The organism is Nostoc sp. FACHB-280 (assembly GCF_014697615.1).
Lineage (GTDB): Bacteria > Cyanobacteriota > Cyanobacteriia > Cyanobacteriales > Nostocaceae > Nostoc_B.
On the sequence record NZ_JACJSD010000028.1, the window covers coordinates 1 to 17641 of the forward strand.

The window sequence follows — 17641 nt, forward strand, 5'->3', positions numbered from 1 at the left end:
GGCTGTGCTTATAAAACGCCCGTCAAAACTGCTAAAACCCAATCATGAACTTTTTTTTCTCAAACCCAGATTCCACAATACTTTCAGCCTATCTTGCCCCTAGTGACAGCTTCGCTATATCTACGCCTGGTAGTTAAAATTTATGACTATACGGACAGCGTTCCGTGTGACTTTAAAACTATGTATTTGTATTTTCTTGACTTACTTGACTTAATTGTTGCCCAAACTCAGATATTGAACCTGTAGTTACGGCTTTTTCTAACAATTGATTCAATAACTCAATGTCATATAATTCATTTAGTTTTTCTACTAATTCAGTAGGAACATCTTTAAATCGAATTGTTAGGATTTGAGCAATATATTTCTGGGTAGCTTTTGCTATACCTATGCGTTCTATGCTTGTCATGTATGTCATTTGCTGTTCAGCCTCAAAACGCTCTAATTCGGCTTGAAAATTTAAGTCTAACTCCGGTGGTAGAGTCATTAATCTATCTAGCAACCGGAAGATTTGCTGGATTTTATCTCTACTATAGCCTAACTCATACATTCGTTTAATTAAGCTCAACTTCCATTGCAATCGGCCTGCTAAATCTTGAGTTGTGGCTTGTGTCCGCAGGTGCGCCATCACCAGTACAGCAAAAGGACTATCACTTTGTTCTAATTCTGACCAACGAGATTCATAGTCCAGTAGCTTGACAATGGGAAACTGAAGACTTAAACGACATCCCCAACGACCATAACTATATTCTTGTGGTCGCCAGTTGGCTTGATTATCCCCCAGAATTGCCAAGCTAACCACTTCTTGGTTATAACGGTCAAAGATTCTGTAGTGATACGAAAACATCCTTTTAGGAAAGTTTGTATCTACTTGACTTTGGATTTCCAGGTGAATAAGCAACCAAGTTTCCTTTCCATCTTTTAGCCAAACTTTGATTAGCTTATCGACGAATTGTTTACCAATTTCAGATTCTTTTATCAATTGTTGCAATTCTTGATCGAGAAAATCATAGCCTCGTTCCCAATCAATTTCCGCTTGAATCTCTGGAAAGAAAAATGCAAGAAACGCTTCAAAATATTTTTCTACACCTTCTTTCCAAGCACCATCATAATCAGCTCGTACTTCACTCATAGATTATTTCCAATCAAAATATTATGATCCCCTTTTTGAAAGTCAAGTAACTTTAAACGACATAAAATTTATGACTAATTTACATAACAACAAATGTTGGTTTAATGTGGAGTTTTGTTGCTTGGCTTTTTGAGCTAGAGGTTGCATACTCAAAGTAGTTTATTCAAAATAAATTAGGAAAATTTTATTGAGTCATATATTTGATAATTTTTTATTTCATTAATTTAATTTCTTTTTTTATTTATGAAATTAAAAATTTACATTAATCTAATACGACAAAGTTTAGTGACTTTGTAAATAATATTATGACCAGAAAGAATAAAGAACAACCAGCCATGTCAAACAATACTTCCTCCAATACTAATGGTAAGCCTCAAAAGCGACTGATAATTATAACAGGTGATAAAGGTGGCGTGGGTAAAAGTACCTTTGCACGAGCAATATTTCAACTTTATATTAATAAACATTTACCCTGTGTTGCTTATGAAGCTGACTTAAGGAATCCTCAGATAGAAAGATATTTTCAAAAAGATTACCGCCCTATAATACGTTATATTGATATTTTTCATAGAGGTGGTGCTGACGATTTATTAATTAATTTAGATGAGAGCGATTGTCCTATTACATTATTAGACTTACCTGCACAATCTGGAGGTTTCTTTGAAAGTTATGTCAAAGAGCTTGCATTTTTTGAAGTTCTGAAAACTGAAATTAATTGTCGAGTGACAATGGTTTCAGTCATTAGTAGAGTTCTTGACTCTATAAATGTTTTAGAAAAACTTCGTGAACTTTGTAAAGACCAAGTAGATTATATTGTAGTCAAAAATCTATTTCATGGTGAAGAAGAAAAGTTTGAGCGATATAATGACTCTTCCCTACGTCAGAATATGCTTGCGAAAGGTCTAATAGAACTTGTAATGCCAGATTTATTCTACAAATCTTATGACTTTCTTGACCGTCATGCTTTAACCTTTAATGAAGGTCAGACTCATAAAGAAACAAATATTGTAATTAAGTCAAGAATTAAATCTTGGCTTGCTGAGTTTGAAGCGCAAATTAAGCCAGCATTTAATTTATTGGGTTTTGATATACAACCAGATGACTGTTACTACCCAGCAGTTGTAGAAAAGTCTAAAGAGATTAGAGAAAACGAAGAAAAAGAAAAAGCTAAAAACCAAGATGCAAATTTACCATCTCAAGATATAGCTGCTTAATTGAATAGTTTGCTTGGTTGATTATGTTTAAAAAGCGTTTTGTAATTACATCGGGTGATGCTCGTGTGGGTAAGTCCACAGTTTCTAGGCTCTTGCTGGAATTGTACTTTAAAAGTAAATGCAATGCGCGTGTTTTCTACCACGGTTATCGTAACAAGCTATCGATGTATAAAACAAAAGGTTTTGAAATAAACCATTTGGGATTGTCTAGGGGTGATTCGGATAGATTATTACTGGACTTAGAAATGTTTCCAAATATTGATGTAGTTTTGACAGATATGCCAGGTCAAAACCATCAGGAGTTCAAGTTTTTTGATAAAGATGTTTCACTGATAGGAAATCTTAACCATCTCGGATATCGTGTTACTTTCTTGCACCCGATATCACATCGTAAAGACTGTGTTGAAGATTATCTTCAGGATTTATACAACCATTTTGGTAGTCAAGTTGACTATGTTGTTATCAAAAATTATTACTTTGGCAAGCAATTTCGATACTATGAAGGTAGTAGATTCCAAGCTGATATTAAAAAATTAAATGGCTTGGAGCTAGTTTTGGGCGGGTTGCATAACGACTTTTACCAGTTGCTTGAGGATACTGGTTTAGCTTATGCTCAACTTATTGAAACTGACTCCCCTCTTAATACTATTCAGCGTTCGATAGTATTCAACTGGATGGAGAATTTCAAGAATTCTATTGTTTCTAGTGAGATTACTTCTAATTATTTAGGGCTAAGTAAGAACTGTACAGAGCTAGCTTCTGTAGGTACAAATCAACAACATCCTTCCAATTTTGAGGTAAATGAAGATATTGAATCTGAAGAATGGTAAGTATGAGCTTTACCAAATTGACAGTGAGGTTTTAAATTAACTGTTTAAACAACCTATGACCAATATTGCAAAAGTTGTTGAAAAAGTAATTGCAGAATATTCTGAAGAAAAGAAAGCAGAGGTCACTGATTGGATACTTAAATTGGGTGTTCGACCTGATGACCCCTTGTTTAATCTATATGCGGAACTAGGTACAACCCAATTTGCGTTGCAGCAGCTACCTGGTAGGCTTGACTCGCTTGTGGTGGGTTGGACTGACATGGTGGACGATAAGTTAAATAGTGCTTCTAAGGTGGCAATACAGCAACAAAAAAGTGCGATCGCCCAAGCCGCTAATGATTTAATTAAGATGACTAAGCAAGCTGGTGGGGCATTGCCTCTGTTGGGTGTAAGTAATTGGCGATTGGCACAAGTAGCGGGAGTGTTGGGTTTTGTACTGGCTTTGGGAGCTACAATTGGTGTTTTTACATACAAAACTATTGCTGAAAGTGTAACTTTTCAGCAGGCGGTTTCTGGAACTGCTATTTTACAACCCGAAGATAAAAAGCTTCTGGATTGGGCAAAATCTAATGAAGGTAAGGTAGCACGTAGTATTTATGTTAGAAACGCTGCCATCATTAAAACTTGCCGTCAGCAGAAGAAGTATTCAGGTGGCTGCATAATTGCAGTTGATTAATTTTCTAGGCAACCCAGCCTTTGTATCCCTTATTACTCGTTTTAGCTGTATCCTTTTGACTATTTTGGTTGGTTTTGACTCTTGTGTGGGTTTCTTGAGTAACTTCTTCTTCGATTTTCATGTCTGCAAAGCTGAGGATTCCCAGGCGGATAGCTTCGCGGATAGCGTTTAATCTATCTTTGACTCCTAGCTTGATAAATGAATTATGTAAATATGACCTGACTGTACCTTCGGAAACATACATGACATTAGCAATTTCATTATTTTTCATGCCTCCAGCCGCTAATTTGAGAACTGTAATTTCTTTATTAGAGAAATCGCTTAAAAAGTCTATTGCATTTCTCTTGGCTGTGTCATTTGACCTAAGATTATCAATCAGAATGCGATTAATAGTTGGATCAATCCATGATTCGTTATTGTATGCAGCCATTACTGCTTCAATGAATCTTTCTCCTACTTCTTCTCTGGCGTTATTTTTACAGTAGTAGCAGTCTGCGCCATTACTAATTGCTGCGTTAATGGTATCTCGACTGCTATTTGCAGTCATAACCACTATTTTAATTGACGTGTGTTTGCATTTAATCAAACTTATGACATCAGTGCCATTAATATCAGGTAAATCAATATTTATAACTACGATATCTGGCTTTTGTTGGTCAACAATTTCTATTCCTTCTTTTCCGGATTTTGCAAGGCCACATACCTGGATTTTACCAGTTTCAGATAATATCGCCGCCGCGCCAACCCTAGAGATGTTCTCATTTTCAATGATGACAACATTAATAGGTTTCATATTACATACTGTTTGGTTTAGTATTGTCCCTGATAATAATACTTATAGCACTTACTTTTTACTGTTTCTTAATCTTTACAGTTACTATAAATTAATCAGCTTATTTAAAAACTTTATTTTTAATTTTAAAAAATTTACAAAGTGATTGGATGGTTTGTGTAGTTTTCATTAAGCAATCTATTTACTAGGCAATTTTATTGATCGGTTTTAGTTTTAATAGTATTTATCAAGTTTAGGGAGTAATAAACGAGTTTTTATGAATTTAAATCAACTTTTAGGATGGATAGAAAATATTGTTGTTTGGTCTTTAATAGGAATGCTATGTTTGGTCGGGTTAGGTAGATTACCTGTTAACCCGACAAGTTTGTTTGACTTTACTGCGTCTTTTTACTATTTTTCTGTTGCGGTTGTTATTTGCCCCAAAACTCCCTTGAGCTTTAATAACAAGCTAATTTTGGGGTTTATAGCTTTTTCGTATGGTGTGTGCTTTGGGTTAATTTAATTAATCTATCTCTTTAACAGCATCCTGGCTTTTGAATTCTTGTTGGTTCTGTTCGCAGCGTGCTTGTTGCTCATCGAACAGAGCCTTAAAACGTTCAAATTCATTATGGGTAAGGTTATTGATGATGATAGAGTAATTCTCTGAGCTATTATTACGAGATGCTAGAAGTGCTTCTTGACTTGCTTCTGAATCAGGCGAATTTCTATCAAGGCTAAGAATTTGTGAATCTTCTTCTGATTTTAGACTTGCAGTATATGCCTCACTTTTATAAATGATACTTTCTGTCTCTTTGTCTGGTTTTCCAAATATATTTAAGCGGTCTAGAATTACAGGAATAACAAATTGTTGAATTTGTAAATTAGCGATAATAGATTGTACTTTATCGTGTTGACCATCTTCTATTAGATTGTCATTATTGTCGTCATTTTTATTTGTAAAGTTTTTTAGAACGTCTGGTTCAATTGTATTGTCTTTAGACTGGCTTACTTCGGGTTGTAAAGATGACTCTGGACTAACTGGATTAACAAAATTGATAGGTTCAATTTCTGTGGAGCTTAACTTTACTTCCTCTTGTGCTATTTCACTGATTCTATTCATTTCTGAATTTAACTTTAACACAGCCTCTTGTCGTTCCTCAGCAGTTGGAGGATTTTTTGCATATTCTTCAAATTTCTCATCAGGTATATTAAGCTGTGCGATTAATTCTCTGAGGAGACAAGCTTGCATTGCTGGAGTTAAAGCTTCTACTGGAAACTCGATTAGTTCTTTCATAGTAAGATTACCTTTCTACTAAATCTTTTTTGATATCTTTGAGTGCATTATTGATACGATCGCTCATAACTTGAAAATCTTGTAATGTTTCATCACTAATGTTACTGACTTGAGTTTTTCCTTGTTTGACATATAACAAGATATTATCCTTTTTATCTTTAACTAGATAAGTTTGGTTTTGAGTTTGAGTAGCAATCTGATATTTTTCTGTTTGAACTGTCATAATGCCATTAATATCTTCTTGCCCAATTGTCTTAACTACACGTTGAGCAAGACTGGTCATCTCATTAACTTTTTCTAATTCTTTAATGTCTTGTTCCATTGCCTTAAAAGCATTCTCAAGACTAATATTTTCTTGAATGTATAAATTAGTTACCTCCTGAATTCTATTGAGATATGTATCTGATTTACCGAGTTTTTCAGCTGCTATATACCAGTCTTGGAGATTTTGCACTGTATTAGCTTTCATCCGCTCGATAATACTATCCATCGCTCCAACCTGCTGCATTTTGGGTTGAGTAGGTGATGCGAGTGCTTGGTCAATATTTGGTTGTTGGCTTTGTTGTGATGAAAAAATGCTCTTGTCTTTAGCAATCAACGAATTATGTGATACTTGTGTATTGGTAGAAATAATATCGCTACTAACTTTGGTGTTTTCTACAGGATTAAATACTGCGTATCCTTGGGAAGTTTGTTCTACTTTGTACCCTTTTTCTTGAAGATAATTTTGAACTAATTGGTCAGTTCCTTGTGCATTTCCGACTAGAAAAGAGCTTTTCACTGCTATTGCCTTATCAAGTAAGGGTTTATAGTGATTTTCAAATGTTTGGGCAATTTGCTCGCTTGTTACTCCGCGCCACGGGCCAGATCCGGACACCATTATGGTGTCTTCTTTTGAGTAATTTCCTGTGTTGGCGCGTTCTTCCCATGCTTGCTCGTAATTTCGTGTGCTTGAAGGTGTACCGGGGGGTGCAGCTGATTTACCAATAAACTGGGTAGCTAATTGGGCCATCGCAATGTCTTTTTTCATGTGTTCAGCGACGGCGGCGTTTATAGGTTCGAGTTGGGAGAGTGGATTTGTGGGCCGCAGAGCAGTCTGTTGGGACTTGTCGTGCTGGGTTTGTACTGTAGTTTGTTGTGTTTTTGCAACTACATATATGTACGCTTCGCTAAGGGCTTGAATAAATGCAGATTCTTTACCCTTACCCTGCCACTGTTTATCCTGAGCATTAGTAATGCTTGTACAGTTCTCTAACCAATCGGCTCCCCCGCGTTTGGCGATCGCCTCAGTCAGCCGGGGGTGTTGTTCGAGTTTAGCCTGAAGCACTTCTACCATTAGCTGGTATTCATCAACTGATGGATGCAACTGCTTTTGGTGATTAAATGCGTGTTCGGCGGATGCGTATGCTACCCCTTGAGGTTTTTGGACATGGGTTTCTACTCCATACTGCCCGGCGGGGGCTTCTGGATTATTTTTGACTGAAACTTGGTAATCGTTTTGCAGCTTGCCTTGTTCTCTGGCGAGTGCAGTGGCAAGGCTGAGTGCTACTCCCAGCCCATCTTTAGAGTCTGGGCTGATATTTACTGGTGTTGCAGGTTGTTTTTGGATGGTTGGGAACGGAACAATTTTGCCATTGACATAATCTCCTAGTGGCTCCATGAATAAGCCATATACCTGACTCTTACTCGCTTGAGTTTGGGTAAGTTCTTTTGGTGAATGCTTCTCCCATCTCGCCCAGGCTTGCTGGTAACTTGGGTCTTGAATCATTTGGGTGGTAATTTTGTACTGCTTACCTACCCGAAAAGCAACTTGCTCGCCGTTTTTACCTTGGGCGATCGCAATATCTCCCTCATTGATACCATAAGTTTTTTGGTAGTCTACACCTCTGGTAGTGTGTATCCTACCGTGTCCGCGCATAGCATCGATGGTTGTGTTAACTGGTACTGTGGCAGCTTTGCCGTGCAGATGCAGCGAATAAACCATTGGAACTGGTTTTCCAGATATAGTCGCGTTGTCTGGAATCTGAGGATTAGCAGCGCGTGCCGCAGTGGAATTGCCGATGGCGATAATTTCTTCGACAGTTGGTTGGTTTGAAGGGTGTGAGGGTATGTTTTGGGCGACTTCTCTGAGGCTGGTATAACTGCGCTCTACTTTAATTTCTCCCCCTGGTGTCCACTCGTTAGCTTTAATGGTGAGGTCGTTGTTGCTTTGGACTACTGCACGAGGAGGTTGGTTTGAAGCGAGGAAGTTCTCAAATTTTTGGCGAACGCTGTTTTCTCTGCCCAGGTCATTTTTAATTGACCAGATGTTGATAGACCATCTGCCAGCCTCAGTATTCAGTGCAGCGTGTTCGTTCTTGCAGTTAAAGCGAGTTACTGTACCTGACTCAAGTTTAAACTCTTGGTATGGTGCGTCCTGATTCTCCTCCCTAGTCCATGCCATTCGTTCCTTAGCAGCACGATAGCCCCAGTCAGAATTTCCGATATTAATGCTGCGGGCTTCCGTCGCGGCGTAGGAGTCATCGCAGTGGTAGTTGATGCCAGCGCCGGGGTTCTCGGAATAAGTTACCAGCACAATATCAGCGTCAGGATATACTTGTTTGACAAGTTTCATCAAAGAGTCGTCCTGTATCCCTGGCTTGAAGTCTTTATCCTTCAAATCCCATTTTGCACCGACCCAGGCAACTTGTCTCAGTGGTGCATAGTTGGATTTGTCATTTTCCAGTATAGGTTTGAGGTGGGTTTCAAGATGCGATCGCAGCTGTTCTACTTTTTCCTCGCTTACCTTACCCAATATTTCGATAGCTTTAGTTGGATCGGCTTGACGCGAGTTGGGTAGTAATATTGGTTGATTCTTAGCTCCTGATTGTGTATTTTTTACTAGTTGTATCTCAACCGTGTTTTGATAGACTTGTGAAATTCCTGCAACTGTGGCGTTAGTATTCAATTGAATATTAGTTGTATTCTTTTCTGATAAAGCTTTAGCAGGAACAATTGGTACTGGAGAATCTTCTTGATTGAGTTCTTTTGGACGGTTAGTAAGTGCTTGTAAAGCTTTTTGGTACTCACTAGTTTCTGGAATTTGGTTTAATTGTAAACCGCTACCTTCAGTTGCAACTTTTTGATTTAACTCTGCACTAAGCTGTTCGTAGCGGTCAAAACCATCAACTTCACCAATATTAATAGCTTCTCCAAGTAAACTATTAAATTCTTTCTTTATTTCCTCACTAATCTCATTTTTATTAAAAATAAATGTAGCAGTGTTACTCTCAATAAAATAATCGTTTTCAGTAGACTTTGATTCTAACCAAGTGGCTACAGCGATCGCGTCTTGTGCGGGAACTACTAATCCCAAAGCTTCTTTAGTTTCTAAGAGCGATCCATCGGGGGAAGTATATTGTTGATTTGGATTATAAAAATATACAGTTTGTTGGGGAATGATTGGAGTGGGTTGTGACGGTGTATCTGCACTTTTGATATGACCACCAGCACGGTTAATAAAGGTTTGTCTTAATTCGTTGCTGATAGTAGTTTCATCAAGTACGAATACAGTCATTCCTTTTTTGGCTTCTAATCGAGCTTGTGATATAGGAAGCTGTTCGTATGATACTCCTACTTTTTCGAGATACTTTTTGGTTTTTTCGGCTATATTTTTATCAACTGCTAATCCTAAAAGCCCTACTAATTTTTGCTCTTTATCTTGGAACATGATTGTAGGGCGTTCGTTAATTTTACCGAGTATTTGGTTGCGTTTTTCCTGCTGCTCGTCTTTGACAGGCTTTTCATTACTTATAAGCTGACTGCGTTTAACCCATTTGTCGGGATATTGTACTGTTTCTGGATTAATAATTATTTTACAGGTACTTTCATTACTGGTAATCTGTACAGGGATAGTGGTTCGTTGTTGGTTTGGGCGAATAATACCCGTATCAATTAATTTTTGTACAGTGCTACTTTCTTTCCTTCGCCACTGTTTTTGTATATTTCCTTTATTTAAATCAGCTTCGAGACGTTCATTATGCTGACCAATAATACCGAGTGATTGGTCACCAATTTTAGCAATATAAACGTGCTTTTTATCAAATGCCCTAACTAAAGTTTCTTGAAATGCTTGGTTATTAATCTCCTGTTTCTTGTATATTGGATTCGTAATATTAATTCGTAACAGATTTTTCTGAGATGTTTCTGCTATAGCATAGGCATTTTGTCCAGTGATAATGGTTTGAATTTTAAGATGTAACTTTTGCCCATTGCCAGGCTTTTCTGCTAGCCAGCCTTGAGCAATACCTTCTTTGATTGATTCTTTATCAAGATTGCCTAGTTTTTCAGGTTTATTACCATTTTGAAGATAAATAGTATAGTCTTCCCGAATCAGGTCAACCTTTTCGATTGTTAACATTACAGGTTCATTATTAAACCTTTGGGAATTTCCAAACTTATTAACTTCGCCTACCTTGAAAGTGAGTTCTGGTAATCCGGGTACTTTGGTTGTAACAGAGGTGGTGTATACTTCACCTTTTTCAACACTGCCAATAGCAATAGTACCAATTGGTAGCCGAGCGTTACTTTGTTCAATATTTCCGAATGATTCGTAATTACCCTCTTGATTCTGGATTTCAATTACACTTTTTCCATCTTCAGCTAGATTAAATCGAATACTCTGAGGTTGATTTTCATTAAAAAACTCACTATTCCGGTCAAACCCAGTGATACTAAACTGGGTAAACTTGAGTGTATCTAACTGACTGATAATCTCTTGAGGAAAGGCAGCAAAGGGGAAATTAGAAACTTTATTTTGGCGATCGCTACTTTTATCATTACCAGTCTCACGAGTAGTTGATACTGCCCAGGTGGCAGATGCCATTGCTAGCTTTTGGTCTTCTGGAATCGAATTATAAAATTCCTCTGCTATCTGGTAAGCTTTTTGGTAAAGAAGTTTAATTTGACCTTCGCTTAGTTCAGGTTGGAATGATATTTTGTTAGATTTTACTTCTTGTCCAAGTGTAATTCCTATTTCTTCGAGTTTATTTTCTTGCTCCCTCGCTAGTGTTCCTAATTTTCTAAACTTGGGTTTACCATTCTCAGTTTCATCGTTAATTTGAGCATAAACTAAATATTTATGCAGACGGTTATTGTTGCGTTTATCTTCGGAGATTTCTGATACTTTTATTGTAATTGTGTTAGCTTTCCAGATAAATTCATTATCATACTGTAGAAGATTAGTTATACTTACTTGATTACCATTAGCAAGGGTAATATTTGCAGATGGCCCTTTTTCAGTTTCTTTTTGTTTAGATAGCTCACTCGCTCGGTTGAATGATTTGTCGAATTCTTTTTTGATGATGGTAGCTCTTAATCGCTGTTCATGAGAAAATTCAACCCCTTTAAATAAAGCGTGAAATTGCACAATTTCACGCGATTCTAGGCGAGCTTTTTCAAAATACTGATTGGTTTGAGCAATTAGTAACTCAACAGGTGAATATCCCGTCGGTTGAATTATATTGTCAATATAGACATCTTTTTTCTTATCCTTAATATAGTTGACTTCACGGTGAAGAATCCGACTGTTGTTGCGAATAATTTCAATTTCAGGTTTTTTGGCACTCTTAAAAAGGTCAACTGCAATTTGATTTTGAAATGCTGCCTCAGCAATCATTTCACGGTACATTTGGGTATTAATGTTCATAGCCACTACTGCATTAGCCTGGTTTAAGGGTTCTTGTCGAACAGTTTTGATGAACTCTTCCATGTAACTGCGATACTTGCTTGGAATCTCCTTCCCTTCAATACCCTTGGATTTTGCCCAGGCTTCTGTTTTGAATAAATCTTCGTAGTGTTTGGCTACCTGCTGTACGTACTCAATTTGGTCTTTTTCGCTACCAAAGTTTTTCAGAATCGTAATTTCTGACTCTAACGCCTCAATTGCGGTAAGGTGATTGTTGATAACACCCACACTAATGCCATCGCTCATGTGGATGGCGATTTCCTCAAATTCTTGCTGACTACCATCTTCTTGGTAAAAAGATTGTTTTTTAAGTTTGACAGTTGGAGCGTACGCGTTTTCAGGAAGGTTACGCTCCTTTGCCTCGGCGGTGAGGTTGGTATACTTGCTTGCCCGCTCGAAGCCGATACAATCACCATCGTAATCGCGTGCTTGACGCTCTTGTTCAGACTCTTGAGGAAGAATTTCTAATTCATAACCAGCTGATTTTAGTTCTAAAATATACTGATTAAATTCGTTAGTAAACTCGACTTTATCTTTAGTTTCGAGCTTACTGATACTTTGGTCTAAGTAATTTTCAATACCTTCTAACTGGATATTTTTTCCTTGAGCTTCTGGCAGGATAGATTTAATTTGCTCATTGAGGCGGTTGTAAATGCGATCGCTTGTTTCGTCCGAGACAGCGATCGCACCAGCGAGAGGTTGACCATCAGGCCCAAGGATATCTTCTACAATTTTGTTAGTTGAGACGCACAGACCATTTGAGTTGAGGAAAGGGGAGCGGAAGTTGAGAACTTCTTCACCGTCTTGATAATGCGGTATGGAAATTTCCCCATTTTGCAGGTCTTTGGAGGGAATGACCATTGCTCGCTCAAATGTTAACGTCTTGCCGATGGCGATTTCTTTCCACTCGTTTTGGACGAACCGGGCGAGTTCGCGCTGTACTTTCTCAGTTTCGAGAAGTTGCCCCTCTCCTTGCAGGTCAGCTTTGATGAGTTTGTAAATAAACGAGTCAGTAGCAATGCGCGAGCGCAAAGTTTCTAATTCTTCTGCTACGGTTGGATCTTCTGTTGCTTGTTCTTCTAGTGTGGTTGCTTGTTCTTCTAAAAAAGCTTTCCGTTTCTCGTACTTTTCGCAGTAAAGTTGTGCAAGCTGCCGAGGATCATCCTGTGCTTCTTTAAGCTTTTTGGCTTCAAGTTCTAGCTGTTCTGTAAAGTCTTTCAGTCCGTTAGGGAATGAAGCGAGTAACTGCGATATAGCTGTCTTGCCGAGTTCAGATTGTGATTTTTCACCTAGCCAGATACTTTGTCGGTATAATCCAGGTTGAATTTGAGGCTTAGTCGGGCCGTTAGGATTATCTTTATCAGTTCCTTTGAACGCAGATAAGGGAAGAATTAGGTCAATTTTAGTTGAGTTATTCGAGTTTTGATAATTGAGGATTTGCTCAAGGTTAGCAGGGCGTAGTGTACCTTTACCAAAGCGGTATTTCTGATCATCTCCGTCTCGATCAGTCCAACCGAAGCGGTGTTGAATTACTCGATATTTATCACCTTTTTGATGCTGGGTTAATTCGTGATACAGGTCTTTTGATATTTGTCCGTAACAGTCTCCTGTTAGCCGATATGCTTGGTCATTACTGATAATGCCACCATTTTCACCATTATTATCATCAACTATTAGGATGTTTAACTCTTTATTGACAGCATTTCTACATGAACCAAGAAAGATAGACCCGTAAGCACCTCTATCTTTGTTATCAGGGCATAATTGTCTAATTGTATCTAGACATTCTTCGGGGCCATATAACAACCGAGTTTTTGACGATAATAATAATTTATGACCTTCAGGATGATTAATTAATTGTTCCACAGTAGACTTTTCGTCCATATGCCCGAACGAAAAGTTTACCCCAGGAAAGAAATATTCTAATAGGGTATTATTAAGTTCTTCCTTTAACAGGGAATCTGGATTATTTGTATTACCATCCGTATGAATCCATTGATTTAATCTAGTGTCAAAATGTTTAGCTTGAATTGTCATATATGAACAATTAAACTTATAAAATTAAAGATAAATTTTCACTTTTTGGCACTAAAATACCCGTAGAGTTTAATTTTACTTTCTTTTGATCAGTAATTTATTCAACATATTTCTAATTTCTGTTGGCAATTTATAGGTAATTAAAAATACTGGATTGTCAAAGGTTTACTGAGCTTTTTCTTGCTCAAGACTGATTCAGTGTGATGTTCGAGCTTAAGTATGATAAAAAATATACAAAGCATTTGATGGTTGGCTGCTTAGTGATAAATCAGTAGTAACTTTTGTTATGTTTACGAAAGGATATTTTCAGCATCTAAACCCGATCGATTCAGAGGGCAATTAGTTGGTTTGAGGTTAACCACACAAGTACATCGCTTTTACAGCTGGAATTTCGTAATCACAGGCATCCGGTAAGACTAAACTTTGCCAATGGGAAACTGCGATCGCAAATGCAACCTGTACTAACAACATCAGAAAATGCAACCGTCGCTGCTGTACCCAAACCATCCAGCTATAGGGAAATAACACAAAAGCACTATGAGCATAGATTCCCAGCATTGGATTCCAGATTAATCGCGCCATCCCGACAATCCGCCCATGATTGTCCATTGGTAGCCCTGATGAAGCGTAAGGTTGCCCCAATGCTATGCCAAACAGCGATAGCAGTAAAATATTTACCCAAATAAGTGCCTTTGATTCCCACGGATGTAAAACATATGCAGAACGCGATCGATATAGTAAAAAGCAGTACCAAGGCAATAGTAAGCCAAAGAACCAAATGGAAATTTTCATAGAAATACATCAATTCAAGGTTGATAGACCAATAGTTGGAATTTATGACCAAATAAAAGCCCTCAGCAGCTATTCCAGACGGGTAGTTCACCGTATTTCTTTACCATTTCCGCTTCTTTTTCTTTCCGTATATGTATGAGTTGATATTCTGGGCTGCCTTCGCTCAGGTATTCTTCCATCAGAACTTTCCCATCCAGTCCCCATTGCAGATGCTCCGTACAAAGTCCGAACGACCACACTTTGCGCTCCTGGATCTGGCCATCCTCATACCACCAAGTTTCAACACCGTGCTTGAAGGCTTGGTAAGTCGCTGGAGATTCATAATCATAAATGAGCCTTCCTTCGTCAGTCCATAACTTTCGATAACCAGGTAAACAGGTCGTGCTGGGGTATGTCTCCTCAGAGATCATCTGCCCATTCTCCGCCCATTGCCGAATGATCGATTGACGTGCAACATGGTCGTAATCCCCGTGACGGCTCATGATCTGGCCATTTTCATAGAATATTTCCAACAAGCCAGTATGGTAGCCCCTTTCATAATGTATTCGAGTATAAAGTTGACCGTCTTCATAGTTTTCAAAGGCCCACCCGGTAAATGGCAAACCGTCCTGAAGCAGGCAGTCACCCGCCTCATCATAACTGGCGCGATCGCTGTCCAGGTCGAGCATTTCCAATCCATCTTCGTCGTAGCGCATTCAGTCAAGTGATGTTAATGGAGTTCTCCCAAAAAACACATCTTAGAAATTAATGTGACTTTCTCAAAACTTATTTATAGCTTTATAGTTCAACAAACAGCAAAGGATTATACAAATGAAAAAGCATAAACTTGTTAGTGATATTTCTCCCTCAACTTGCTTAAGGTTTCCGCAGCAGTACGGTGAATCATTTCATCCGCATAGTAGCTGTTGGGAATCGTCGTCGCCCTTTCCAGGGCATCTAGAACGGTTGAAGTCGGGTTATTTAATTGATTTAGGGCATCAATGACATTTAACGGGACACAGTATTCGGTACTGCAAATATGAGTTGCGATCGCATTTACCATTTCATCATCCCCAAAGCCCAACGCACCACTCGCCGTTAGTACCTCATTCAGCACCCGAAAATCTAATGGTGTTTCAATATAGCGCAAAAAAGCATTGCGGGTGTCACAGATGCGATCGCCCCAAGAACTGAGAATTTGAGGACACAAAGAACAAATCGAAGGTTCTGGATCGTGAAAGAGTGTATATCGAATAACTTCTGCATTCTCTGCTGTCCAAGGTTCATCCCACAAATCCGTGAGAAAAATATATCGATCGCTCGGATCGATGGGTAAAGCGTTTATGTTCATATACAAGCCAAAAAATGCGAGGCGATCTTCTATAATTTAGGACAAAAGCCTTACTCCTTCTGGAAAGTTTAACTCCCCTGCTTTAATCTGTTGAGTAACTTGAATCATTTTGTCAATGCTACTTTTCGGGATATAGTGACCGCACCCATTCCAACCCGCAAAGTTTAGAGTTACATACCAGAAAGGTTCAGTTGGTCGATGTCCTGTCCGTTGCTGATATCGATGGATTTCTTGGTGAAATTCTGAACCTGCGATCGCGAAGCGATTCCTTTGGAGTATCGCCACATCAGATGGCGGAATTGGCTGAAGGCAGAAATAAATATTTCCATAATCAACAAATTCCTGCCCACTTACAAACGCCTGATGTAATTGATTATGGATGCTCTCAATTTGCACCGAACCGGATTCGATGACAAAATCCTCACCTGGTTCTGCCAAGGGTAATAAAAATTCGATGATGTTTTGATAATATCCTTCAGAGATAAAGCGCAGCTCATTATCTTTTGCCAAGACGACGAGGGGGTAATCATCAATTAACAATCGCAGATAGATTTTCCAGCCTGGGTATTCCATCAGTTCGCTCTTTCTATCACGAGTTACCGCTGGTTTCTTTGTCGTTTTCTAAAGGGGTAATTGCTTGTTGACCCTGCCACTTTCTCTGCCACATTTTCTCCACTTCTCCTCCTGGGAATCTATCCCTTCCCCGCTCACCATCAAACATGGCTGTTACGTCAATGCTCACAAACTCAATTCGCCTTGCTGGCGAGTAATCCCGCAGGTATATTTCGTTACTAATGCGGTAAAGCAAATCATCTAACCAGGCTTCATCTTGAAAGACAGAGCGATTTACCATACCAGAAACGACCCACGCGCGATCGCCAACCTCTCGAAACCAAAGAAATCCCAAGTCCGGAAATGGCGCAAATGCATCGGATACAGATCCCTTTGGCTGAGTGAGGGGATCGGTTAATCGACAAACCCAGTCAGAATCTGCACCATAGCAGGCTATTTCAATTTCAGAATCACCCAAAAATTCTACCGTAATTTTTCTCATCATCCATTTAACCGTCTCAATTGAGCGAATAATATGTTTTTAGGCAATATTTGAGATATTCAGCAGTGGGCAATGAAGGATCGGTGCTGAGGGCTTCCAGTTCCTCTAGCAACCCCAGCGCACCCCAGTCTATTACTAGATCGCAATTCATCGGCAAACTGTCGCAAGATGCCATGGTCACTAACTCCAAGTAGGTTGGTGCATATTCATTTTTAGCCGTTCTTTCACGCATAAATGGATTGCGATCGACATTTAGTGGAACTGCTGTCATCAGCTTAATTTGCTCATTATCCCAATCGGTAATTAGACGGTATTGTTGTCCCTGTACTGTTGCAAGTAATGTCCGAGGTTGGTTTAGTTTTGCGGCTCTGACTATTTCTAGACAGCGTTCGCGAATTTCATCATCAATTAGCCCAAACAAACTAAACATCATCCAATCCAAACTCACATCGCTTTCCTGGATTGAAATCTCCGGATTGGTATACCACAAGCATTCAGCAGCATGAACACATTGACTCAGATGAGGATAGTTTTGGGAAATTTCTTCAAAAACAAGGCGATCGATCTCACAATTGAGTAAATGAAGGGCATCTAATCCTTTTAGCAATTCATCACGCGACCAAATCACCACCATTGGTTGATAGTATCTTGCTTGATATGTAAAGTAATGAATGTAATCCTTAGCGATATTTTCCAGTTTCTGTAACACGCATCGCCGCTCGATTGTCCAGTCAGGATATTCTATTTCTTCCATTATTCTGTTACTACTCCCCTATGAACCAGGTCAA

Annotated in this window: 14 protein-coding genes; 4 read left to right on the forward strand and 10 right to left on the reverse strand. The window is 38.7% G+C overall.

Annotated features, from left to right (window positions below; genetic code table 11):
* Window positions 1–178: 178 nt before the first annotated feature.
* The gene (locus H6G75_RS19620; protein WP_190981678.1) at window positions 179–1129 is read right to left on the reverse strand and encodes an Rpn family recombination-promoting nuclease/putative transposase; all 951 of its coding nucleotides are present in this window, start codon (window positions 1127–1129) and stop codon (window positions 179–181) included.
* 305 nt (window positions 1130–1434) lie between these two features.
* On the opposite strand from H6G75_RS19620, the gene H6G75_RS19625 reads away from it, so the two are divergent.
* The 3 genes from H6G75_RS19625 to H6G75_RS19635 are packed head-to-tail and all read left to right on the forward strand — an operon-like array spanning window position 1435 to window position 3849.
* A complete protein-coding gene (locus tag H6G75_RS19625) occupies window positions 1435–2343 on the forward strand; it encodes a chromosome partitioning protein ParA (RefSeq protein ID WP_190981679.1) in 909 nt (302 codons plus the stop codon).
* Window positions 2344–2366: 23 nt separating this feature from the next.
* Window positions 2367–3173, forward strand: a complete 807-nt coding sequence (locus H6G75_RS19630; protein ID WP_190981680.1) for a hypothetical protein — start codon at window positions 2367–2369, stop codon at window positions 3171–3173.
* A 55-nt stretch (window positions 3174–3228) separates the two neighbouring features.
* Window positions 3229–3849 carry a DUF6753 family protein gene (locus H6G75_RS19635; protein ID WP_190981681.1) on the forward strand — a complete coding sequence of 207 codons (621 nt, stop codon included), beginning with the start codon at window positions 3229–3231 and terminating at the stop codon, window positions 3847–3849.
* Between the two features lie 4 nt (window positions 3850–3853).
* Here H6G75_RS19635 and H6G75_RS19640 read toward each other — a convergent pair whose 3' ends face one another.
* On the reverse strand, window positions 3854–4642 hold the full coding sequence (locus H6G75_RS19640) for a response regulator transcription factor (RefSeq protein ID WP_190981682.1): 789 nt from the start codon (window positions 4640–4642) through the stop codon (window positions 3854–3856).
* Between the two features lie 256 nt (window positions 4643–4898).
* On the opposite strand from H6G75_RS19640, the gene H6G75_RS19645 reads away from it, so the two are divergent.
* Window positions 4899–5144, forward strand: coding sequence for a hypothetical protein (locus tag H6G75_RS19645; protein ID WP_102147408.1), 246 nt, complete (start codon window positions 4899–4901; stop codon window positions 5142–5144).
* On the opposite strand, the gene H6G75_RS19650 is transcribed toward H6G75_RS19645, so the two are convergent.
* The 8 genes from H6G75_RS19650 to H6G75_RS19685 all read right to left on the reverse strand — a co-directional run bounded on the left by H6G75_RS19650 (window position 5145) and on the right by H6G75_RS19685 (window position 17607).
* The gene (locus H6G75_RS19650) at window positions 5145–5915 is read right to left on the reverse strand and encodes a hypothetical protein (RefSeq protein WP_190981683.1); all 771 of its coding nucleotides are present in this window, start codon (window positions 5913–5915) and stop codon (window positions 5145–5147) included.
* 7 nt (window positions 5916–5922) lie between these two features.
* A complete protein-coding gene (locus H6G75_RS19655; protein ID WP_190981684.1) occupies window positions 5923–13677 on the reverse strand; it encodes a hypothetical protein in 7755 nt (2584 codons plus the stop codon).
* A 354-nt stretch (window positions 13678–14031) separates the two neighbouring features.
* Window positions 14032–14469: a hypothetical protein gene (locus tag H6G75_RS19660; protein WP_190981685.1), complete on the reverse strand. Its 438-nt coding sequence runs from the start codon at window positions 14467–14469 to the stop codon at window positions 14032–14034.
* Between the two features lie 62 nt (window positions 14470–14531).
* Window positions 14532–15164, reverse strand: a complete 633-nt coding sequence (locus H6G75_RS19665; RefSeq protein ID WP_190594905.1) for a toxin-antitoxin system YwqK family antitoxin — start codon at window positions 15162–15164, stop codon at window positions 14532–14534.
* Between the two features lie 134 nt (window positions 15165–15298).
* The gene (locus tag H6G75_RS19670; RefSeq protein ID WP_190981686.1) at window positions 15299–15799 is read right to left on the reverse strand and encodes a hypothetical protein; all 501 of its coding nucleotides are present in this window, start codon (window positions 15797–15799) and stop codon (window positions 15299–15301) included.
* Between the two features lie 36 nt (window positions 15800–15835).
* The gene (locus H6G75_RS19675) at window positions 15836–16372 is read right to left on the reverse strand and encodes a hypothetical protein (RefSeq protein WP_190981687.1); all 537 of its coding nucleotides are present in this window, start codon (window positions 16370–16372) and stop codon (window positions 15836–15838) included.
* Window positions 16373–16388: 16 nt separating this feature from the next.
* On the reverse strand, window positions 16389–16856 hold the full coding sequence (locus H6G75_RS19680; protein WP_190981688.1) for a hypothetical protein: 468 nt from the start codon (window positions 16854–16856) through the stop codon (window positions 16389–16391).
* Between the two features lie 13 nt (window positions 16857–16869).
* Entirely contained in the window at window positions 16870–17607 is a 738-nt protein-coding gene (locus H6G75_RS19685) for a hypothetical protein (RefSeq protein WP_190981689.1), read from the reverse strand.
* Between the last annotated feature and the right edge of the window lie 34 nt (window positions 17608–17641).

Excerpts from the sequence above, each read along its gene's own strand:
- H6G75_RS19670 (WP_190981686.1), bottom strand. The coding sequence starts at position 15,799 with ATGAACATAAACGCTTTACCCATCGATCCGAGCGATCGATATATTTTT.
- H6G75_RS19650 (WP_190981683.1), bottom strand. The coding sequence starts at position 5,915 with ATGAAAGAACTAATCGAGTTTCCAGTAGAAGCTTTAACTCCAGCAATG.
- H6G75_RS19675 (WP_190981687.1), bottom strand. The coding sequence starts at position 16,372 with ATGGAATACCCAGGCTGGAAAATCTATCTGCGATTGTTAATTGATGAT.
- H6G75_RS19660 (WP_190981685.1), bottom strand. The coding sequence starts at position 14,469 with ATGAAAATTTCCATTTGGTTCTTTGGCTTACTATTGCCTTGGTACTGC.
- H6G75_RS19640 (WP_190981682.1), bottom strand. The coding sequence starts at position 4,642 with ATGAAACCTATTAATGTTGTCATCATTGAAAATGAGAACATCTCTAGG.
- H6G75_RS19645 (WP_102147408.1), top strand. The coding sequence starts at position 4,899 with ATGAATTTAAATCAACTTTTAGGATGGATAGAAAATATTGTTGTTTGG.
- H6G75_RS19655 (WP_190981684.1), bottom strand. The coding sequence starts at position 13,677 with ATGACAATTCAAGCTAAACATTTTGACACTAGATTAAATCAATGGATT.
- H6G75_RS19625 (WP_190981679.1), top strand. The coding sequence starts at position 1,435 with ATGACCAGAAAGAATAAAGAACAACCAGCCATGTCAAACAATACTTCC.
- H6G75_RS19620 (WP_190981678.1), bottom strand. The coding sequence starts at position 1,129 with ATGAGTGAAGTACGAGCTGATTATGATGGTGCTTGGAAAGAAGGTGTA.
- H6G75_RS19680 (WP_190981688.1), bottom strand. The coding sequence starts at position 16,856 with ATGATGAGAAAAATTACGGTAGAATTTTTGGGTGATTCTGAAATTGAA.
- H6G75_RS19665 (WP_190594905.1), bottom strand. The coding sequence starts at position 15,164 with ATGCGCTACGACGAAGATGGATTGGAAATGCTCGACCTGGACAGCGAT.
- H6G75_RS19685 (WP_190981689.1), bottom strand. The coding sequence starts at position 17,607 with ATGGAAGAAATAGAATATCCTGACTGGACAATCGAGCGGCGATGCGTG.
- H6G75_RS19630 (WP_190981680.1), top strand. The coding sequence starts at position 2,367 with ATGTTTAAAAAGCGTTTTGTAATTACATCGGGTGATGCTCGTGTGGGT.
- H6G75_RS19635 (WP_190981681.1), top strand. The coding sequence starts at position 3,229 with ATGACCAATATTGCAAAAGTTGTTGAAAAAGTAATTGCAGAATATTCT.